The 20,756-nt window shown below is 44.3% G+C and carries 21 protein-coding genes, 2 tRNA genes and 1 other annotated feature; of the genes, 16 read left to right on the top strand and 7 right to left on the bottom strand.

Annotated features, from left to right (window positions below; genetic code table 11):
* The first annotated feature begins 127 nt into the window (after positions 1 to 127).
* The 9 genes from F6K63_RS08045 (at position 128) to rplL (ending at position 7,243) form a co-directional block, all read left to right on the top strand.
* The gene (locus F6K63_RS08045) at positions 128 to 1,300 is read left to right on the top strand and encodes a zinc metalloprotease (RefSeq protein WP_131827128.1); all 1,173 of its coding nucleotides are present in this window, start codon (positions 128 to 130) and stop codon (positions 1,298 to 1,300) included.
* 112 nt (positions 1,301 to 1,412) lie between these two features.
* Positions 1,413 to 1,775: a 50S ribosomal protein L19 gene (rplS, locus tag F6K63_RS08040; protein WP_287248026.1), complete on the top strand. Its 363-nt coding sequence runs from the start codon at positions 1,413 to 1,415 to the stop codon at positions 1,773 to 1,775.
* A 680-nt stretch (positions 1,776 to 2,455) separates the two neighbouring features.
* Positions 2,456 to 2,528: transfer RNA gene (locus tag F6K63_RS08035), tRNA-Trp, on the top strand.
* A gap of 682 nt (positions 2,529 to 3,210) precedes the next feature.
* Positions 3,211 to 3,438 carry a preprotein translocase subunit SecE gene (gene secE / locus F6K63_RS08030; protein WP_008188891.1) on the top strand — a complete coding sequence of 76 codons (228 nt, stop codon included), beginning with the start codon at positions 3,211 to 3,213 and terminating at the stop codon, positions 3,436 to 3,438.
* A complete protein-coding gene (gene nusG, locus F6K63_RS08025; protein ID WP_008188893.1) occupies positions 3,438 to 4,055 on the top strand; it encodes a transcription termination/antitermination protein NusG in 618 nt (205 codons plus the stop codon). Before secE ends, nusG begins: the two co-directional genes overlap by 1 nt.
* Before the next feature lie 10 nt (positions 4,056 to 4,065).
* Complete coding sequence (rplK, locus tag F6K63_RS08020; protein WP_008188895.1) at positions 4,066 to 4,491, top strand: 50S ribosomal protein L11; 426 nt, start codon at positions 4,066 to 4,068, stop codon at positions 4,489 to 4,491.
* Positions 4,492 to 4,665: 174 nt separating this feature from the next.
* Positions 4,666 to 5,382 (top strand): 50S ribosomal protein L1, encoded by a 717-nt coding sequence (rplA, locus tag F6K63_RS08015; protein ID WP_008188897.1) that lies wholly within the window; start codon positions 4,666 to 4,668, stop codon positions 5,380 to 5,382.
* Between the two features lie 484 nt (positions 5,383 to 5,866).
* Positions 5,867 to 6,035 (top strand) — a sequence feature (ribosomal protein L10 leader region).
* A gap of 134 nt (positions 6,036 to 6,169) precedes the next feature.
* Positions 6,170 to 6,736: a 50S ribosomal protein L10 gene (gene rplJ / locus F6K63_RS08010; protein ID WP_008188899.1), complete on the top strand. Its 567-nt coding sequence runs from the start codon at positions 6,170 to 6,172 to the stop codon at positions 6,734 to 6,736.
* Between the two features lie 102 nt (positions 6,737 to 6,838).
* Positions 6,839 to 7,243 (top strand): 50S ribosomal protein L7/L12, encoded by a 405-nt coding sequence (gene rplL / locus F6K63_RS08005; RefSeq protein ID WP_008188901.1) that lies wholly within the window; start codon positions 6,839 to 6,841, stop codon positions 7,241 to 7,243.
* A 375-nt stretch (positions 7,244 to 7,618) separates the two neighbouring features.
* Here the strand turns inward: rplL and F6K63_RS08000 are convergent, their stop codons facing one another.
* Together F6K63_RS08000 and F6K63_RS07995 are read right to left on the bottom strand one after the other, a co-directional pair.
* Complete coding sequence (locus F6K63_RS08000) at positions 7,619 to 7,891, bottom strand: hypothetical protein (protein WP_008188903.1); 273 nt, start codon at positions 7,889 to 7,891, stop codon at positions 7,619 to 7,621.
* A 2-nt stretch (positions 7,892 to 7,893) separates the two neighbouring features.
* Positions 7,894 to 8,022: a hypothetical protein gene (locus F6K63_RS07995; protein ID WP_267872105.1), complete on the bottom strand. Its 129-nt coding sequence runs from the start codon at positions 8,020 to 8,022 to the stop codon at positions 7,894 to 7,896.
* A gap of 635 nt (positions 8,023 to 8,657) precedes the next feature.
* Here F6K63_RS07995 and F6K63_RS07990 point away from each other — a divergent pair.
* Together F6K63_RS07990 and F6K63_RS07985 are read left to right on the top strand one after the other, a co-directional pair.
* Complete coding sequence (locus tag F6K63_RS07990; protein WP_008188904.1) at positions 8,658 to 9,398, top strand: hypothetical protein; 741 nt, start codon at positions 8,658 to 8,660, stop codon at positions 9,396 to 9,398.
* Complete coding sequence (locus F6K63_RS07985) at positions 9,391 to 10,377, top strand: pentapeptide repeat-containing protein (protein WP_008188905.1); 987 nt, start codon at positions 9,391 to 9,393, stop codon at positions 10,375 to 10,377. The genes F6K63_RS07990 and F6K63_RS07985 overlap by 8 nt, the downstream gene beginning before the upstream one ends.
* A gap of 317 nt (positions 10,378 to 10,694) precedes the next feature.
* Here F6K63_RS07985 and F6K63_RS07980 read toward each other — a convergent pair whose 3' ends face one another.
* Complete coding sequence (locus F6K63_RS07980) at positions 10,695 to 11,165, bottom strand: P-loop NTPase family protein (RefSeq protein ID WP_008188906.1); 471 nt, start codon at positions 11,163 to 11,165, stop codon at positions 10,695 to 10,697.
* Positions 11,166 to 11,293: 128 nt separating this feature from the next.
* Positions 11,294 to 13,417, bottom strand: a complete 2,124-nt coding sequence (locus F6K63_RS07975; protein ID WP_008188907.1) for a serine/threonine protein kinase — start codon at positions 13,415 to 13,417, stop codon at positions 11,294 to 11,296.
* A gap of 266 nt (positions 13,418 to 13,683) precedes the next feature.
* Here F6K63_RS07975 and F6K63_RS07970 point away from each other — a divergent pair, with 266 nt between their 5' ends.
* Positions 13,684 to 14,007, top strand: a complete 324-nt coding sequence (locus F6K63_RS07970) for a (2Fe-2S) ferredoxin domain-containing protein (RefSeq protein WP_008188915.1) — start codon at positions 13,684 to 13,686, stop codon at positions 14,005 to 14,007.
* A gap of 97 nt (positions 14,008 to 14,104) precedes the next feature.
* Here the strand turns inward: F6K63_RS07970 and F6K63_RS07965 are convergent, their stop codons facing one another.
* Positions 14,105 to 14,779 carry a response regulator transcription factor gene (locus F6K63_RS07965; protein WP_008188917.1) on the bottom strand — a complete coding sequence of 225 codons (675 nt, stop codon included), beginning with the start codon at positions 14,777 to 14,779 and terminating at the stop codon, positions 14,105 to 14,107.
* 141 nt (positions 14,780 to 14,920) lie between these two features.
* Here F6K63_RS07965 and F6K63_RS07960 point away from each other — a divergent pair, with 141 nt between their 5' ends.
* From F6K63_RS07960 to F6K63_RS07945, 4 genes are all read left to right on the top strand, one after another.
* Positions 14,921 to 15,769 carry a M48 family metallopeptidase gene (locus F6K63_RS07960; protein WP_008188919.1) on the top strand — a complete coding sequence of 283 codons (849 nt, stop codon included), beginning with the start codon at positions 14,921 to 14,923 and terminating at the stop codon, positions 15,767 to 15,769.
* Positions 15,770 to 15,847: 78 nt separating this feature from the next.
* The gene (locus tag F6K63_RS07955) at positions 15,848 to 16,735 is read left to right on the top strand and encodes a class I SAM-dependent methyltransferase (RefSeq protein ID WP_008188920.1); all 888 of its coding nucleotides are present in this window, start codon (positions 15,848 to 15,850) and stop codon (positions 16,733 to 16,735) included.
* A 340-nt stretch (positions 16,736 to 17,075) separates the two neighbouring features.
* Positions 17,076 to 17,801, top strand: a complete 726-nt coding sequence (locus F6K63_RS07950; protein WP_287264747.1) for an HAD family hydrolase — start codon at positions 17,076 to 17,078, stop codon at positions 17,799 to 17,801.
* A gap of 76 nt (positions 17,802 to 17,877) precedes the next feature.
* Positions 17,878 to 17,950: transfer RNA gene (locus tag F6K63_RS07945), tRNA-Ala, on the top strand.
* A gap of 192 nt (positions 17,951 to 18,142) precedes the next feature.
* Here the strand turns inward: F6K63_RS07945 and F6K63_RS07940 are convergent.
* A complete protein-coding gene (locus tag F6K63_RS07940; RefSeq protein WP_008188923.1) occupies positions 18,143 to 19,147 on the bottom strand; it encodes a DUF4351 domain-containing protein in 1,005 nt (334 codons plus the stop codon).
* 188 nt (positions 19,148 to 19,335) lie between these two features.
* Positions 19,336 to 20,379, bottom strand: coding sequence for an AraC family transcriptional regulator (locus tag F6K63_RS07935; protein WP_287311565.1), 1,044 nt, complete (start codon positions 20,377 to 20,379; stop codon positions 19,336 to 19,338).
* Positions 20,380 to 20,756: the final 377 nt, after the last annotated feature.

Genomic DNA, 20,756 nt, shown 5'->3' with positions numbered 1-20,756 from the left:
TTTATTGATGTTATTCAATTAAATTTGATATTTAATTGAATTAAAGCGGATTTCAAAAAAACAGGTCATTTGATATTGAGCAAACTAATCTGCCAATAGATTTTAATGTATGAAAATCAAAAATCTTATGAAAACAAACTCCAAAAACAAACAACCTATGGATTTACTCAAACTGACACAAAACCTATCACTAGCCATCCTAGGGTCTGTTTTGAGCTTCGCCGCCATTGAAGTTGCTAACCCAGGACGCTCTGACGCTTTTGTAATTTTTAACCGGTCTGGTAACACACTCGGAGGTGGCTCCCGATGGGATGCAGCTCCAAGGACTATCCAAGGACAAGATCGTTCCTTGGACGGCGGATTGCGATACTCACTACAGGGCGGTTCCTATCAAGCTTACCGAGATTTATTCACCTGGGATATTGTTCCTAGTGTCAACGAGTTTCAAAATGCCATTGAGGCTGCGTTCAACGCCTGGACTGTAGTTGACCCAGTTTCTGGGTTAGGTACCGATTTGTCATTTGTAGCAGATTTAGAGACATCAGTAATAGGAACCGGTACAGGAGGCGTTCACCCAGATGGTGCCGAGATTGACCTGTTGGCATCGACAGATGCAACTTTCTGGAATCCTGGAAATACCTCACCCCAAGGTGAATCGTTTTTCTATTACATCAACGATACTGTAACTCTCACTTCTGGAACGGAAAATTACGCAGGCTCAAGCGCCATTATCGGGGCAGATATGACCTTCAACAATAATGCCGGAACAGTATATACCCTCGACTTTTTCAGGCGATTGTTGACCCACGAGATCGGTCATGCCATTGGATTAGGGGACATCGAAGGAGACATCAGTGCTAATAGATTTATCGACGACAACTATGATGGCAGTACTAGCGCCACAGCTCTAGCCACATTGAGCAACCCGATTGCCCAACTAATCGATCCCCTCAATCCAGCTGCTTCACCATTTTCATTGTTTACAGTTCCAGATCAGGATCCTGGTGTTGACACCCCAGGCGTAGATATTCTGATGGAATCCCGGGGACTAGGTATAGCTCCAGGGAACCCAGTCACCAACCTTAGCCCATTGGTTAACGATGACTACGCTGGTCGCCAGTTCCTGTATCCAGTGTCATCTGAGGCTAGATTTTCCTCTGAGGCTAGAGTTGATGAACCTACTGCTACATTAGGTTTACTAGCCCTTGGTATTATAGGTGTACGTTTGAGTACTCAAGGCAAAAAAAGCAAGCAACAGAGAGTAGATACACCTACGAGATCAGCTATTTACACCAAATAGACAGACACAGACACAGGTAGTGGTGCTGAAGTCCTACCTTTTCCCAAAAAATTCTAGACTTCAAGTCTTTCTTTGGGATATAATCAAAAACTGGTGCTTTTAGGCAAAAACCATGAATGCTCAAGAAATCATTCGTTCCATAGAAGCGGAACAACTTAAGGACAACGTCCCTACCATCTACGTCGGTGACACCGTGCGTGTAGGGGTACGGATTAAAGAAGGTAATAAGGAACGGATTCAACCCTATGAAGGCACTGTGATTGCCATGCGCAATGGTGGCATTAATGAAACGATTACAGTACGCCGGATTTTCCAAGGGGTTGGTGTGGAACGGGTTTTTCTACTCCATTCTCCAAAAATTGCTAATATAAAAGTAATCCGTCGAGGCAAGGTACGTCGAGCCAAGCTATACTATTTACGCGATCGCGTTGGTAAGGCTACTCGCATCAAACAACGCTTTGACCGTAGTTTATAACCTTTTTCTGGCCTAGCATCAGTTTGGTGTAAATGGCAAAATTAGGGTTAGTAAACAGTTAGAGAAAATGTTGCCGAGTCTACCAAAAACTTTTATTATTTGTTAGACTTAAATTAGGGTAACACCGACAGGGATTATTATGTAACTTAAATTAAAGCCGAAAACCAAGGATTTAATAGTTGCGCTATATCCATACGGTGGAACCAACTTTGTTGACATTTTTATGGCGCTCGCGGGATATTCCCGAGAGCTTTGGGAGATACCCCCTGGATGCTATTGCATCTTGCATTGGCGAACCTTGGTCTATCTTGGTAGACTTTGGTAGCTAAAAAGTATCGGTAAACTAAATAAAGCGAGAGGTTAGTAAACAGTTAGAAAAAATGTTGCCGAGTCTACCAAAAACTTTTATTATTTGTTAGACTTAAATTAGGGTAACACCGACAGGGATTATTATGTAACTTAAATTAAAGCCGAAAACCAAGGGTTTAATAGTTGCGCTATATCCATACGGTGGAACCAACTTTGTTGACATTTTTATGGCGCTCGCGGGATATTCCGTCAGAGCTTTGGGAGATACCCCCTGGATGTGAAAGCATCTTGCATTGGCGATACAGAATTTGCTTTTGGTAGATTTTGGTAGCTAAAAAGTATCGGTTAACCTCTACCTCTCTACTCCATCTGCGTCCTTAGTTCAGTTGGTAGAACGCAGGTCTCCAAAACCTGATGTCGGGGGTTCGAGTCCTCCAGGGCGCGCTCAAAATTGGTAGAATACAAAAGTTAGGTGCGCTCTTACTTGGCGAATTAAATTCTCCAGGGGTCGCACCTGTGCTATGCCAGGGTTTACCTGAGCAAATCCAGTGGTAGTCCGTCAGTTGAGGGGGCTGAGTAGCAGAGTTTGACTCAACCATCAGGACTAGTGGATTATTGTGGCAGGGATCCTACCAGCTAGACTATTGCTGACGCAAGGAGCAGGAAATTGACACCTGTAAATCCCACTTGTGTCTTCTAATCCCTGGCTGGATTAACTCAGCAACATACGCACATAGCACTAAGCACCGACCATGGTAGACAAATTTTGGGTTTAAAGCCCCATCCTTCAACGGAGGGCTTTGAGTTATAATTAGACCTAGCGGTAAAGCGCATATATAAAAAGCGTAGTAGGTCTAGCGGACAGCTTCTGATCCGGAACCCTGGTAGCAAAAATCCTAAATCTTGTATAAATTTGGAAGCCGTAGCACGAGAATTCAATAAATATCTTTCGGTGGGCTTTCCGTTTGGCAAATTTAATTCGCCACGGGTCGCACCGTTCCAAACGCCGCCGGGCAGACGGTGTATGCTTGTGGAGGGTAAAGTCGTTGGACTCCCGGAGAAGCAAGAATCCTCGCTGCGTTATTCACGAGGAGTGTCAATGCGTTGATGGGGGAAAGGAGAAGTTGTGGCGAAGAAAACAAAAGCTGAACCAGAGACTAAAGAAACTGAATCTGGGTTTAACCTAGGTAAGTTCTTCAACGAAACCAAAGAAGAACTCGCTAAAGTCGTTTGGCCTTCTCGGCAACAGTTAATTAGCGAATCAGCAGCGGTATTGTTGATGGTCATTCTGTCTGCCACCATAATTTACTTGGTAGATGGTTTATTTTCCTGGGCATCAGGACAGGTATTTTGATGAGTTTTGCTGCAGACGAATCCCAAGATTTCGATCAACAGGTATCAAAACCTGCAGGTTCACGTTGGTACGCAGTCCAGGTTGCTTCTGGCTGTGAAAAACGGGTTAAAACGAACTTGGAACAGCGTATCCAAACCATGGATGTAGGGGACCGGATTTTGAAAGTGCAGATTCCCCAAACACCTACGGTTAAAATCCGTAAGGATGGTTCTCGGCAACACAGCGAAGAAAAAGTTTTCCCCGGCTATGTGTTAGTCCAGATGGTGATGGATGATGAAGCTTGGCAAGTTGTCAAAAACACACCAAATGTGATTAATTTTGTTGGGGCAGAACAAAAACGCAGCTACGGGCGTGGACGGGGACATGTTAAACCCGTACCCCTCAGCCCTGGCGAAGTGGAGCGGATCTTCAAGCAAGCCGAAGAGCAAGAGCCGATTGTCAAAGTAGATCTGGCAGTAGGGGACAAAATCATTGTGCTATCTGGTCCGTTTAAAGGATTTGAAGGGGAAGTGATTGAAGTTAGCCCCGAAAGGAGCAAACTCAAAGCGTTACTCTCGATCTTTGGGCGGGATACACCAGTAGAATTGGAGTTCAATCAGATTGAAAAAACAAGCTAGACCCTAGATCATGGCTAAAAAAGTTGTTGCATTGATTAAGTTAGCGCTCCCAGCTGGGAAAGCTAACCCAGCTCCCCCCGTCGGACCAGCACTCGGTCAGCACGGGGTCAATATTATGGCATTCTGTAAAGAGTACAATGCCAAAACTGCTGATCAAGCTGGTATGGTGATACCAGTAGAAATTTCAGTGTTTGAGGATCGAAGCTTTACCTTTATCCTCAAAACTCCACCAGCATCTGTACTGATTAAGAAAGCTGCTGGCATTGAGAAAGGTTCAGCACAACCCAACCGCACTAAAGCTGGCAGCCTTACTCGCTCCCAGCTGCAAGAAATCGCCCAAACTAAAATGCCTGACCTCAATGCCAATGATATAGAAGCGGCAATGAAAATTGTGGAAGGCACAGCTAGAAACATGGGTGTAGCCATAACCGATTAGAAGGATGCATAGAAAGAGTGAAGGATGAAGGATGAATTTACACTTTCAACTTTCAACTTTCAACTTTCAACTTTTAACTTTCAACTTTCAACTTTCAACTTTCAACTCCAATGTCTTAAAGTAAACCATAGAGGGGGAGGAGTTTTACTTCGCTAAGTACCCCAGGAGATCTAAATGCCCAAGAAACCATCGCGTCGATTACAAGAACTAAAAAAGAAGGTTGAAGAGCGACCTTATGAACCCATAGAAGCTCTCAAACTCCTCAAAGAAACAGCCACCGCCAAATTTTCGGAATCGGCTGAAGCCCATATTCGCTTAGGAATTGACCCAAAGTATACTGACCAGCAACTGCGCACTACAGTAGCTTTACCGAAGGGAACAGGTCAGACGATACGAGTAGCAGTGATTGCTCGGGGTGAAAAAGTCTCGGAAGCTACTAATTCAGGGGCAGACATTGCCGGTTCTGAGGAGTTAATTGCAGAAATTCAAAACGGGATGATGGATTTTGACCGGCTAATTGCTACGCCGGACATGATGCCCAAAGTAGCCAGATTAGGTCGTCTCCTCGGACCACGGGGCTTGATGCCTTCTCCTAAAGGTGGTACAGTTACTAATGACATAGCTCAGGCAATTCAAGAATTCAAAGCTGGTAAACTAGAATTTAGGGCTGACCGTACTGGCATTGTTCATGTTATGTTTGGTAAGGTATCCTTTAGCCCCGAAGACTTACTGGTGAATCTCAAAGCTTTGCAGGAAACTATCGACCGCCATCGCCCATCTGGCGCAAAAGGTCGGTATTGGCGCACTTTATATGTGTCTGCCAGCATGGGTCCATCGATTGAAGTGGACATTGCTATTCTGCGTGAACTCAAGCTTGAGGGTGCCGCTTAAAACAGAACACTGACGAGCGAGAGTTAGCCACCTACTAATTTATTGGGTGGCCAGGGATCGCGCCGGGATAAATCCCGGCTATCGTGTTAAAATAGAATTACGAGTAAGAATAAGGTTGGTTACGTTGATTTTTTGCTAGTATGGTGAGATTCCAGCCAGTAAGAGACGGGGTTGATCCTACGACTATGGAACAGGCAAGTAATGCAGCAAAAAGTAGTGATTTATTGCCCTGATTTGTTTGGTACAACCACTCCGAAAGTTATTTAAATGAAAAGTAAATCCACAGGTTAACTTCTATGTTAATCCGTTCGCGTAGCGTGGCCTACGGCCAGGGAGGTAGGGCAGTTTTGAATCTGCCGCAACGATATACTAGATTAACTTCTAGATCAGACCGTGAGCTTAGTGGAGCGCGGTTTTAAACCGCGCAACGACATCCGCTCAGAATCCCCGTCTTTTCAAAGCGGGGAGAGTTCAAAAACTAGAAAATTGAAGAAGGCTTGCGCTGAAGACAGCAGGAGTAACTAGCTTAATATCCTGCCGAGGTTAAAGTACTATGTATCATCTGCCCAGGCACTGATCCTACAGTGAGTTCTATAGCGGTAATGATACGACCCTTAACCCCGGCCAAGTCTCCGGGGTTTTAGTTTGGTTATTTGTTATCAGTGAGATCATCGACGGTTGAATACTTATCATTCTTGGTTGAGAGTCAATTGAAAATAAATAATATTTATTTTTATTTATTTTTATTTATTTTCAATGAACAATTAACCAATTAACACTTAACAAAATGGGTAGAACACTTGACGAAAAAAAGACAATTGTGGCGGAGCTCAAGCAAACCTTGAGTGAGTCTCAGTTGGCTGTAGTTATTGATTACCAGGGGCTGTCGGTTGCTGAAATTACCGATTTACGGAATCGTCTGCGTCCCACTGGCACGATTTGCAAGGTGACCAAAAACACCTTCATGCGGCTTGCGGTGGAAGAAGACGAAAACTGGCGGCCAATGACAGAATTCCTCAGTGGTACTTCAGCCTTTCTCCTGGTCAAAGACGATGTTGGTAGTGCCATCAGAGCTTACCAGGAGTTTAAGAAAACCGCCAAGAAGACTGAATTTCGCGGCGGCGTGATGCAAGGTCAAGCCTTGAATGAAGAGCAAGTTAAGGCAATTGCTGACTTGCCTTCTAAGGAGGAACTGATCGCGCAAGTTGCTGGAGCGATTAATTCTATCGCTACCAAACTTGCTGTCGGTATTAATGAGGTACCAGCCTCCTTGGGTCGTAGTATTAACGAGGTGCCAGCTTCTTTGGGTCGATGCATCCAAGGGGTTGCTGCCAAGGAAGAAGGCAACAGCTAGTACTCGGTTTTCCCCCTTTCTGAGATTTGTACAACACTCAACTACAAGAGTTAAGTACAACACTCAACAAATTAAACAATTCACCTAAAAGGAGTTATATCAATGTCTGCTACAACTGATGAAATTCTCGAAAAATTAAAATCTCTCACTCTGCTAGAAGCTTCTGAGCTAGTTAAGCAGATCGAAGAGGCTTTTGGTGTCAGCGCTGCTGCTCCTGCTGGCGGTATGATGATGATGCCTGGTGCTATGGCTGGTGCTCCTGGAGCTGCTGAGGCTGAGCCAGAGGAAGAGAAAACTGAATTTGATGTGGTTCTAGAAGAGTTCCCCTCTGATAAGAAGATTGCTGTACTTAAGGTGGTGCGAGCAATCACTGGTTTGGGTCTCAAAGAAGCCAAAGAGTTGGTGGAATCTGCTCCTAAAGCGATTAAAGAGGCCATTGCTAAAGAGGCGGCTGAAGACGCTAAGAAGCAACTGGAAGAGGCTGGTGCTAAAGTTACCGTCAAGTAACATCTACCATCATGTCTGGTTGACTAATCATCATATCCCTTCTCGGGTAATGTAAGCATTCAGCGGTCAGCGGTCAGCCGTCAGCCGTCAGTGATTGGCCGTAGGCCACGCTACGCGAACAGCGGTCAGCTATCATGGTTATTTTATTCAAAAGCACCTCAAGTAGCTTGAGCCTACAGCCAATGGCTGTTAGTGTAGCGTGCCCATAGCGCATAAGCTGATAGCTGAAAGCTGTTCGCGTTCGCGGAGCGTGGCCATTCGCGTAGCGTGGCCAACGGCCAAGGCCAAGCGTGCGCGTAGCGCTTAAGCTGTTCGCGTAGCGTGCGCGTAGCGCTTAAGCTGATAGCTGAAGATTAGGGACTATTTGGTAAGTGATTAACCAGACTTGAGCTCAGTTGAATCAACCTCGATTTTTGGGGAGCCGACGCAATCGGCTCCTTTTTTTTGTGGAACGGACATCTTGTTTTTTGTGGAACGGGCATCTTGCCCGTTTGATTTTATGGAATGATTTGAATAGTTTTGTGGAACGGGCATCTTGCCCGTTTGATTTTCGGTTGAGGGGGTGACAAGCCAGCTCAACTTTTTGGCCTTGCTTAATAATGGAATGATTTGAATAGTTTTGTGGAACGGGCATCTTGCCCGTTTCATTTTCAGTTGAGGGGGTGACAAGCCAGCTCAACGGTGATGCGATCGCATAGCATCGCCTTCGGGGGAATCCCGCCTAGGGCTTGAGAAGACGCTGATTTCAATAACTCCATCCAGTCAGTGAATCCAGTCACCTCATGCAGTAATTAACTTCACCGGTTGATGTGATTTATATCACACCTTTATCTAACTAAATCGATAATAATGATTATTAGGGAAAATTATAAGATTAGTCAGCCAAGTCTTAGAATTTATCATTTCAGGGCAAAGCATCTGATTATATGCTCAGGATTATAAGCTCAGGGTAGCGCGTCTCTGGCTAAGAAAATATATCACTCAAGAAATATAATATCATCTCTGATTGACTAATTATCATATCCGAAATCAGGTAATTTGGAATTGGTAATTTGTATTTGGTGATTTTGAATTGGTAATTGGTAGTTGAGGATTACCCATTACTGATTACGCTTACCCAACAATCTATAGACTATTTTGGAAGTGATTAACCGCACTTGAACTAATAGATCAGTTCAGATCATTTATGTAAAGCTGTATCGGTTTCTTCAGCTAAACGTGAGATGCTCTTTGTGCCGTGTGTTTCACATTTAACTAGATTTTACGTGCATTTCTGCTGAAACTATTCGAGCAGAGGTCGCTGTCATCAGTAACCTAGAAGCAATTCTTTGCAAACGTAACGATTCACTCGTTTGCCTATAAGCCTTAGGGTTGCTTTGCCAGTAAACTGTGAACCTCTCTATCCTAATTTAGCATGTTACAAAGAAAATCGACACCGCTTATCCTACCAGAGGAAAATAAATTTCCAGACTGTCTGACGATGGAGCTTAAAGTTGAGCCAGTCTCGACAGGGATTTTTTCATCTCGCGATAGAGAGCAATTAAAGCTATACCTGACTATTCAATTTAATGAACAGTGGCTGCAGATGCTATTGGGTCGAGTTAGGTTCGGACTCAAAGGTGGAGAACTCAGGCTAAGGCTAAAAAATGGCAAGATACCTTTGGAAGCTCGTAACTTCAGTGGCTCATTTGAGCCTGCTGTTGAAAAACAGAGGAAGCAGCAAGAGAGTAAGGAAAATCACAGTAAAGTCGAGGCTTCTTGGGATAAAAATCAACCTGGAGTTAAAGCTAACCATGGTGAAAAGAATACAGGAGGGACAACAGATGGGTTTCAGTTCATTGACTATCAGATCACAACGAAGGGGTCAGAGGAAACTCCAGCTTGGGTTTTTGAGGTAAAAACGGGTCAACCCGTGTTTAAAGGATTACTCAAGGAAGTCGAGCTGGGAACAATAGATGTAATGGCAAAGCCGTGCTACATAGAAGCTACCTTTGAAGTTTTTAAACCAGATGTTCATGTGACTGGAGCTGAAGGGTTGTGGTCTCCCGAAATTAGTCGGGAAGAACGTGTAGTCTTAGATAGAAAGATTGCCTTACTGATTCTAGAGCACCAATTAAAACCTTATTTAAGTAAAGTGGTACTAAAGTATGACTAACGAACAATCTAAACCGGTGACTAACGAAAAATTCAACCAGGAGTTGGAAGAATTCATCAGAAGTGTTGAAGGCGCTAACACTACTAATTTTTCTCAACTGGCGGAGATAGCTGAACTAAATCTTTATGAAGACTTGGCTAGAGTTGACTTAAGCGGGGTTAACTTAGAAAACGTTAATCTGAATAATGCTGATTTAAGGGGAACGAATTTTAGGAATGCCAATCTAACTGGTGCTGATTTTAGGAATGCCAATCTAACCGGTGCTGACTTTAATGATGCTATTTTAGACAACGCTCAATTTGGTAATAATTCAGGGCTTACTGAGGATATTATATCTGCTCTCAAGGCTCAAGGGGCAATTTTTTTTGATGATTCTGAAGAATTCTTGCTTCCTACAGAAAAATTACATAATGTAGAAGCGCTCTGGAAGCAGGGTATCAAAAAAACTATTTTGATGATAGAGGAATTGAGTGATAAGGATGTAGAATGGATGATTGCTACAGGCAGCAAGAAAGAAATTATTGCTGATACTACGCTTATCGAAGAAGGGAAAGAGATTGATGCACTGTATATAGTGTTGGACGGACAGTTTACAGTTTCAGTTGGGGGCAGAGATATTGCTGAATTATCGGGAGGTGAAGTAGTAGGGGAAATGTCTTTTCTAAAACGAAGTTTACCTGCCGCTACTGTTACCGCTATAAATGACTCAGTAGTTTGGTCAATTTGTCGGCATAAGTTGCAGGAAAAGCTACAGCAAGATAAAGATTTTGCATCCCGTTTCTATAAAGCTACTTCTATTATTTTAGCTGATAGGTTACTCGGCCAATCTTATCAAAATCAATATTCCCAAATTCAGCCATTACCTAACTACTATTGCAGCCCTAAAAATCTTAATAATCAGGCTTATTTGAATCGTTATGATGCACAACAAAAATTATATTCTCTAATCAAAGGGATGTCGGACAAGTGCTTTAGTTAAACCCAACTATTTAGCACTTATCACATTTCTAAATTCGGTGAGGTACTTTTGTCCTAGGTGGCGCAGAAGTAGGGAGTAGGGAGTAGGGAGTAGGGAGTAGGGAGTAGGGATGGAGCGCTCCCCAGAAATTCTGGATTCTTATGATGACTTCAGCAATTCTGTCTACTGTCTACTCCTGAAAATAATTAGTTAAGACATAATTCGAGGGAGTGATAAAATCCTAAAAAGGGTGTTAGACAATCCTAGCATTAGAGAATGGGATTCGGCGTTCGCGCAGCGTGGCCTACGGCCACAGCCGAGGCTACGCGAACCCATGATTAATTTATTTCTATTTTATTGCCGCTAAAACTTTTGAATAGTCTATCATGGCAGCTAAAGGAATATTCATCATCACGTGAATAGTAGTCTTTAATCCAGGTTTGTAAAAATTCAAAATTCGCTTCTTGTTCTTTGGGAGTCTTATACTTATGGGGCTCCCATGGTCTGAGTCGATTGTTTTCTAGGCATTTTTTAACTCCAGGATTCAAAAATATCATCTCGGATGAATAGTTGGCGGCTGTTTCAATTAAACTACCGTAGCATCCTTCAATTATCCATCCAGGATTTTTTTGAATAAAGTCGATTAATAATCTCTCGCTTTCGGCATCTTCCCGTCTTACTCCTGGTAGATCGGGTATCCAAGTAATAGTATCTAGATCTAATATGGGTAAGCTTAACTCAACCTGCAATTTTAAGGCTAAGGTAGTTTTTCCCGCTCCAGAGTTGCCGAATATTAGTATCTTTCTCATGATAAATGAAATAGACAAAAGGTAAGCATATGCGCTACGGGCACGCTAAGGGAACAACCCTTAGCTATCAGCTATCAGGCGGGGAGCCTTGAGCACTAGAGTCTTGCTCAGGTAATTAGGATTGCTTTTTACTTTAAATCCGCTTCCCAAACACCAATGTAAATGCGATCGCTACCGTCTCGTTCAATCACACCCTGCAAGCGGTTATTATTACCACTGGAAAATTTATAGGTCTTAGACTCGCGCTGATATACATCTTTCAGCCCCTGTTTAATGTCAGTGGAGATGTTGTTACTGAGCAGCTTGTCTAAGGTCTGTGACATGATTTCTAGGTCAACGGATTGCGAAAAAGTAACTTCCGTTTGGCGCAGACGCCCAGAACTTCGATCAAACAAGTATCCTAGATCTACTTGATTGGGCACAACGTTTTTATAAAGGAAAGCGCGAGTCTTCCACATGCCGTTTGATTTTTTTGTGGGCTTGCCTAAAGCATATTCCACTGCTCTGCGCTGAGTTCCTGGGGGAAATTTGGGAATAGCCTTGAGCTGAGCAAGATTTTGGTTATTGGTATTGTTTTCTACGATGGGTGAAGGTTCGGTGATAGGTTTCCGTGTTGTTACTGGAACTGGTTTTACAGTAGTGTCTGGTTTGGATGGGGATGTTGGTGTTACCGGATCGGTTACCTTAGTTTCTGGTTTTGATATCGAGGGAGTAGTTACCGGATCAGTTACCTTAGTGTCTGGTTGTGATGGGTTTGATGGTGTGACCGGATCAGTTACGGCAGTTTCTGGTTGTGATGGGGATGATGGTGTGACCGGATCGGTTACGGTAGTCTCTGGTTGTGATGGGTTTGATGGTGTGACCGGATCGGTTACGGTAGTCTCTGGTTGTGATGGGTTTGATGGTGTGACCGGATCAGTTACGGTAGTCTCTGGTGTAGTTACTGGTGATGGATTATTGGTCTGGGACTGTGATGGGTATGATGGTGTTTCTGGTTTAGTTACTGGTGATTTGTCCTTGGTCTGGGACTGTGATGAAGATGAAATAGTCTCTGGTGATGGGTCTTTTGATGATACTTTTTTATCTTGCGATTCTTGAGAACTTGGCTTGTCTGGGTATGATGTTGATTTAGATTGATCATAGGATGGGACGGTCGTAGAGGGATTCAAGAACTTGTTGAATCCCGAACCAAATGCCACCACAATCAGTAATATACCGCCTCCGATTAAACCTCCCTTTAAAACTGCCTTGTAACTATCGTTTTGTTTTACAGTGACTGGTAATGGGCCTTTAATAGTGGACACTGAACCTTTATTGGCTGGTGGTGAGTCACCCGGGGAAATGGGGACTGTGGCTACCGTACCCTTGTTGGCTGTTGATGGGGCACCAGGAGAAATGGGGACTGTGGCTTCCGTAGGTGATGCAGGGTCAGATTGGAGAGCATCAAGCATTTGTCTGGCACTAATAAAGCGATCGCGTGGATGGAATCGAATCGCTTTGTCGAGCACTATTCCTAGGTTTGAATAAAGGGGTGGGGCATCTTGACGCCATAAAATCTCACCAGTCCTCTCATCTGTGTGGAATAGCTGTGGTATTTTACCCGTGAGCAACAAAATTGCTGTCAGCCCCAAACTGTATAGATCACTGCTATAGGTTGGGTGTCCTGCTGACTGTTCCGAAGACATATAGCCAGGAGTGCCAATTATAATTGATGCTGGGTGGGGGGTGCCAGAGTTGGTGACTACGGTACTCATTGCTTCTTTGACTGCACCAAAATCAATCAGAACTGGTACCCCATCTCGTTGGCGGATAATGATGTTATCTGGCTTAATGTCCCGATGAATGATACGGCGAGAGTGGACATACTCTAGAACCCTTAACAAACTAATTAGGAGTTCCCTAACTTCAATCTCAGTAAATTTTTTTCCCTGTCTAACCTGTGTTGTAAAGGTATTGCCTCGAATCCACTCTTGAACCAGGTAAAACTTTTCGGCTTCAGAGAAATAGGCATAAAGTCTCGGAATCTGGTCATGTCCTTCCCCTAAGGCTTCTAAAACAGCTGCTTCTCGTTGGAATCGCTCTTGGACGAGCTTGTAAGCTTTGGGATTATGGGCCAATGCCTTAAGTTGCTTAATCACACACCGCCGTCTTGAAGGCATATGGATATCTTCGGCGAGAAAGGTGTCACCGAACCCACCCGAACCTAGAGTCTCAAGGACACGGTAGCGATTGTTTAAGAGTTTTGGATTCATGACGGATTCAGGGACAATTCGGTTCGAAGTGTGGTCTTCATTCTAATGTTAAGCTGGTGTCCTATTCAATTGGATGGTTGAGCAATGAGTTATTGGTAATTATTCATTGCTCATTTGTCCATAACAGGAGACTGTGCTTCCTCAAAACCGACTCAGGACTGAAAACAGTTATTTGGCATTTTAGGGGGTGATTATATTAATCTATGCATAAAAGTCAATGATTATGATGAAATTAGTAATAATTCTTAATATTAACTGAACCCAACGTGGAAACAGATTTTACTCAACACAGTGCCAATACAGAAAAGCCTTGTGTTTTAGTGTGCCAACATAAGTCTTGTTTAGCAGCCGGTTCAGCTGAGGTGCTGGCTGCGTTCGAAGAAGCTGATCTTTCTGAGTTTAGCGTGATTGGTACAACTTGCCAGGGACAGTGTAGTTCTGGTCCAACAGTGCGGATTGTTCCGGAGGAGACTTGGTATTGCCGAGTCAAGCCACAAGATGTACCGGTAATTGTGGAACAACATCTCCAAGGGGGTAAGTTAGTAAGGGCAAAACTGCATCCCCGCATCCATATGAGTTTTGGGTATTAGCTATTAGGTATAGCAGTTTTCAAGGGTTTTAGGGAGTCGGGAGTCGGGAGTCGGGAGTCGGGATGGACTGGCGCACTCAGGACTGATTCACTCAGGACTAATCTCGCAATACGTAGCCAACACCGCGCACGGTTTGGACTAGACGGCTTTCGTTGTTGGCTTCTAGCTTCAGGCGCAAGTAGCGAATGTAAACTTCTATGATATTAGAGTCACCCATAAAGTCATAACCCCAGACTCTTTCGAGGATTTGCTCTCGGGTAAGGACTTGTCGGGGATGGGCAAGGAGATATTCGAGTAGATCAAATTCTTTGACAGTCAGTTCAATTAATCGCTGACCTCGATAGACCTCACGGGTGCTATGGTTTAAACTTAAGTCGGCAAATTGCAGGATGTTGGGGTCTTCGGTTTGATTGCGTCGCAGATGAGCTCGGACCCTGGCTAATAATTCCTCTACGCTGAAGGGTTTGACTACGTAGTCATCAGCACCAGCATCTAAACCACTAACGCGATCGCTTACTTCATCTTTAGCGGTTAATAAGATAATCGGCACCTGATTACCAGTAGTGCGCAGGCGTCGGCAAATTTCTGGTCCTGATATGCCCGGTAGCATCCAGTCGAGTATTACTAAATCTGGATTAGATTCCCGCGCTGCTCCCAAACCAGCTAAGCCATCGTAGGCAACACTAACCTCATAACCTTCGTACTTCAGTTCCAGTTCAATGAACTGGGCTAGTTTGGTTTCATCTTCGACAACTAAAATATGGTGGGTCATAATAGCTTGATGGTGTCTAGGCCAAACAACTGTAAGTTTTCAGGACTAATACAGAAATAATAACGGCTCTAACAATTCATGATATCTTCCACAACAATAGTTTTATAGTATTTTGCTATGGATAAATTTGGGAGATAATCGGTGCGTAGACTAATCTTTCGTTTAGGAATTGCATTCATAGTCGGCTTATTTGGGTTAATCAGCTACTTTACCACTGTCTCTGAGAATCCAGTCACTGGGGAAAAGCAGCGCATCCAACTTTCCCCCCGTCAGGAAGTGGTGATTGGGTTACAAGCACGGGGACAAATGGCGGCTCAACACGGTGGTCTTTACCAAGATAAAGCCCTTCAAGGATATATTTCTCAAGTGGGAGAGGGGATTGTCAAAAAGTCGGCAGCCTCTGGTTCACCTTATCCCTTTGAGTTCTATTTGTTGAGTGACCCCCGCACTGTGAATGCCTTTGCTTTACCAGGGGGACAAATTTTTCTGACTCTAGCCATGCTCAGGCGACTCAATACAGAAGCGCAGCTGGCCGGGGTGTTGGGCCATGAGATTGGTCACGTGGTGGGACGACATGGTGCAGAACATCTGGCCAAGCAGAAACTTGGGGTAGCATTGGTTAATGCTGTTGGTATTGCTGCCAGTGATGATGCCCAAAGTGGTAGGCAAGCAGCACTATTTGCCCAAGCCATTAATCAAATGGTTAGCCTTAAGTATGGACGCGAGGATGAATTAGAAAGCGATCGCCTGGGTTTTCGGTTTATGACACAAGCGGGCTATAACCCTAGGGGAATCGTTGAACTGATGCAAGTCCTTAACTCGATTCGACAGGGTGGACAACCACCGGAGTTTTTTAGTACTCACCCTAACCCTAGTAATCGGATTGAACAACTCCAGAGTCTGATTGCTAAAACTTACCCTAATGGTATTCCTGCTAATCTGCAAGAGGGTCGGGAGCGGTTTGCTCGGAATCTTAAACGGCAACGGTAAGGAGTGTGGTGCTAGATTAATCACCCTCAAGGTATACTCCTTTAGGATCTGGTTTCACATCTCCTTAACTAAATTTTTATGGCAGTTAATCAAGACACACTTTGGGAGCGTTTCTTATCCCCGATCATCTTTAGCTTGATTGATCAAGAAAAGCTGCTACAGTTTAACGAAACTATGGATTGGGAAGCTGAGTGCGATCGCTTCCGTAACCCTGAGCTAATCTATCCTGACTATTACAGCACTCAGAATTTCCATGGTATTGAAGGGGGCTACTTGAATGGAAGTGCAGCCACAAGCTACGACCCAATTACCCAATATGCGTTGCCCCCTAATGAAACCTGGGTGCGTCAGGGGTTGATTGATAGTATAGTAGGGAAGCCACGACGAATTCTGGATTTGGGCTGCGGCACCGGTTCCACAACCTTGATGTTAAAGCAGAGGTTTCCTGATGCCCAGGTGATTGGTCTGGACTTATCACCTTATATGCTGGTCATGGCTGACTACAAAGCTAACAAGGCTAATGTGGATATTCAGTGGCTTCATGGTATGGCTGAACAGACGGGTTTAGCTGATCAGTCTTTTGATCTAGTTACAGCATCACTGTTGTTTCACGAAACTCCACCTCAGGTAACTCAGTCGATTTTGCATGAATCCTTCCGACTGCTCCAAGGGGGAGGACAAGTTTTGATTCTAGACGGCAATCAGACTACGATCCGGGAGGCGAATTGGCTAACGGAAGTTTTTGAAGAACCCTATATCAAGGCTTACGCTAATGGTAGCGTTGATGCTTGGATGGGTGCAGCTAGTTTTGAAGCAGTGCGCACTACGCAATGGTGGTGGCTCCATCAAATAACTCAGGGTCTAAAACCTTTGCCAGTAGGTAAATCAGCTGTTTGGGAATCTCAATCTCAGGAGAGTTTTCCAGATGAAATTGCTTCACAAGGGGTGCCGGTTCCAGCGGTATAGTGCCTTTCTCAAGTAGTAAGCATTCACCGGTCAGCGCTCAGCGCTCAGCAGACTTAACTCAGATAAATTAATGGTTACCTGTTTTATTCAAAAGTCAAGTAGCGTCGCACAGGCTAGAAGCCTGTGAGGTAACGCATAAGCTGATAGCTGATACGCGACACGCTGATAGCTGACCTCAAGTAAGCACTTGGACACAATTAACGTTGACTGTTAAGATTAGTAAAGTTGACTGTTAATATCAGGGAATAGGCAAGGGGGAACGGGGAACAAAAAAGGGTTTATTAACGTTATTTTATTTATGTTTATCAACAAGATAAACATAATTTATCTCTAGGTACTTATGAGTTTGAAAGCAGTTCTGTTTGATTTTAACGGAGTAATAATCAATGATGAGCCGATTCACGAAAAACTAATTGAGGAAATTATTATTGGGGAAAATTTGCGTCCGGATTCCGAAGAGTTTCGACAGGTTTGTACAGGCAGAGGCGATCGCTCTTGTCTGCGAGAGTTACTTAAGCGTCGCGGTCGGGTGGTTACGGAGGATTACTTAAACCAGCTAATCACCCGCAAAGCTGCTGCCTATCAACGTCAGCTAGAAAGTATGGAAACCTTGCCCATTTATCCTGGTGTGGAGGATTTAATGGTTCAGATCCAGGGTGCTCAGATACCGATGGCTCTGGTGACTGGAGCACTGCGGAATGAGGCAGAAGTGGTGCTCCATCGCGCTGGTTTAGCTAACTATTTTAGTTTGATTGTTGCTGGTGATGATATTACTACTAGTAAACCAGAACCGGATGGCTATCTGCTAGCGGTAGAGCGGCTCAATCAAGCCTATGGTAACCTCAACTTGAAACCTGCAGAATGTCTAGTGATAGAAGATTCTTTGGCTGGAATTGAGGCGGCGAAGAGAGCTGGCATGCCAGTGGTAGGAGTGGCTAGTACCTATCCCCTTCATATGCTACAGCGTCACGCTAACTGGACTGTGGATTATTTGAATCAGCTGGAATTAGAACGAGTGCAGCAGGTCTCTTCTGGGGTATCACCTCAGCCAGTAGCAGAAATCTAGACCATACAAGGGCACAGGGATATTAGTCCCGGTGCTAGAATAAACATATAAATAAAAGTAATAAACCAAAGTACTAGGGGAATTGGCTCAGTTGGTAGAGCGCTGCGATCGCACCGCAGAGGTCAGGGGTTCGAATCCCCTATTCTCCATAGATAGCAGGTAAGCTATCAGCTATCAGTTTTCAGCCGTCAGCCGTCAGCCGTCAGCTTGGTGGCACAGGCTTAATGTTTGTGGCACAGGCTTTGACGCTGTGACATAACTCAGCATTATTCGAATGCTGACCTGTTTGATTCAAAAGCTGATAGCTGATAGCTGATAGCTGATAGCTGATAGCTTACATATTACCTATCCCTGAACTGGTTCAACCAATTGGTCAAATCCACTTCGGTTTCAAAATCCAACAAGGCTTCCCCTAAATCCTCAAACTGGGAAAAGGATAATTGCTCAATTTGATGCTGTAATTGGGGATTGAGCTGACCTAGGCGACGGTTAAGTAGACGGATAATTAAATTAAGCTCATTGCGCTTTCCTTGTTCTAATCCTTGTTCTAATCCTTGTTCTAATCCTTGTTCTAATCCTTGTTCTAATCCTTGTTCTAATCCTTGTTCTAATCCTTGTTCTAATCCTTGTTCTAATCCTTGTTTTAATCCTTGTTTTAATCCTTGTTCTAATCCTTGTTCTAATCCTTGTTCTAATCCTTGTTTTAATCCTTGACTAATAATGCGTTGATAAACCACCGACTCTTGCATCATATCCTCCCGAAAATAAGCTTGAATTAACTGCTCATCAAATTTCACCCCAGCCAACAGTTGCACGCAAGCAGACAGGTTACGCTGCTGTTGTCTATCTTCAATCATATCGATTTTGGCTGCTACCTGGGAGAGTAATGTTTCTGGGACTTCAGCTTGTGCTAATACTGCCAAGGGTAGTAACCCCGGGGTTGTCAGTAACGGTTGTGGATCACATTCCCAAATCCGAATCACTCGGTAGTGGAAGGATAGGTTCGGTTCGGTAAATTGATTCACAAATACTCCCGCTAATCGGGTTGGTTTCAGAAAAATTATTACCTGGTCAATCTTACAGCGATACTGGCGATACAACCTCACCCAATAATCAATCATCCGCAGGGGTAACGGAGGTTCAGATTGGGGTAGGGTTTGAAATTCTAGATGCAAAATAGCATCAGCAACTCGCACAAAAAACAAGGCATCTGCCCGAATTGGTTCTGTACTTAATTCGGTGTTGAGAATTTCTATATCTTCTGGTGGTTCCTGGTTCCACAACCAACGGGTAAAGGATTGGGGATATTGTTCCACCAAATATTTCAGGGTACTGTCATAACTCATAACACATAATAAAAACCGGAAGTTACAGGTTACAGGTTAGTTTAGATTACAGGTTAGTTTAGATTTAATTTCATGAAGGGTCAATTGGCTATAATAGTAGATTATGCTCGTCTATAGTAATCTTGCTCACTTAGGCAAGTGCGATCGCATAAGCCTCTGAGCCTCGTAAATATCTAAATCTAAAATACTTATCCAACATTCCGCCGGAACTCGGCAGGGGTGTGCCCGGTCCAACGCTTGAAGGCTCTGCGGAATGCACGATCTTCTGAGTAACCCAGCAAACAAGATATGGCTTCGATACTGAGTCTGGGGTCACTGAGGAACTGTTGTGCGTTTGCTTGACGAGTTTGGTCTAACAATTGCCGAACGGTGATACCATGGTCTTGGGTCAAGCGTTGTAAAGCACGAAGACTCATGTTCATCTTTCGTGCTAGAGCCTCTGCACCATATTCAGAACGTTCAGCATTGTGAGCGATCGCATCACGGACTCTAGATAGTTCCGGAGAATCACTAGAACCTGCTAACCGTTCTCGCACCAGGTCTAGATGGCTCTGGATATAACGAAATAGATCCGGATCAGGCTGTTTGGTGGGTAGGTCTAGGGCCCCTTGACGAAAGACAAAGGCATTGTGGGATTGTTGAAAGCATACTGGGGTACCAAAGAACTCCTCATAAACCTGGATTGGTCCGAAGGGCAGGTGATTAAAGTCCACGCGCACAAGGAGATCATCCGCTCCCAGAATTTCCCGCATATAGCGCAACCCCAAAGCTAGTCCCACTTCAGCCGCGCAACCCCCATCCTCGGCATCCATCGGATGATGCATTTGTAAAATTCCCTCTGAGGAGGACTCAATCAGGGCGATGTGCAGTTGATCCGATAGCACAGACCGATAGCGCACTAAGTTCTGCAACGCTTGTCTGAGATTTTCAGCATATCTAGCTCCATAGGCTAGTGTTCCAAAGTATGAGAAGGGAGTAGCACTGGCCATGTGGAGTGCGATCGCTTCTCCTGGGTAAGCCTTGGTCAGTAAGCGCCATACCGTTGGTACCAGGTGTTGAGACAGGTGGGCATCGGGATCGAGCAGATCGGTACGGGTTAGTCCTGTGGCGGCAGTGATCTGTTCCATGTCCACTCCCCGTGCCACTGCATAAGCTACGGTACTCGCCACCACGCTAGCTAGCATTTCGGGTTTGTGCAATCTGTCGCGAAATGTCCGTTTTGGTGCGCCCATTGTCCTTATCACACCTCTGTTAAAGATGGCAATTTGGTTATAGAAAGCTCTTAAGCATTCAGCTCTCAGCTCTCAGCCGTCAGCTTAAAACAAGCTATTCGACTGATCAGTTCAACGGACTCAAAGCCAAAGACTATAAATTCCTAGCTTGGGCGTTCCCGTAGCGTAGCCGAAAGGCCAGGGAACTGAGATTAAACGAATGCTTAGCTCTTTCATTCAAAAGCTGATAGTAGCACAGGCTTCGACGCTGGGAGTTAGCCCATTAGCTGTTCGCGTAGCGTGCGCGTAGCGCTTAAGCTGAATGCTTACTATTTCAAAACCATTATAGTGCCCCATGAGCTGCATTATTGGTTTGCCATTTGTAAGGCATTTGATGA

Source organism: Moorena sp. SIO1G6, assembly GCF_010672795.1.
Taxonomy (GTDB): Bacteria; Cyanobacteriota; Cyanobacteriia; order Cyanobacteriales; family Coleofasciculaceae; genus Moorena; species Moorena producens.
The sequence above is the reverse complement of the archived record's forward strand: the minus strand, read 5'-3'. Positions and strand labels throughout refer to the sequence as shown.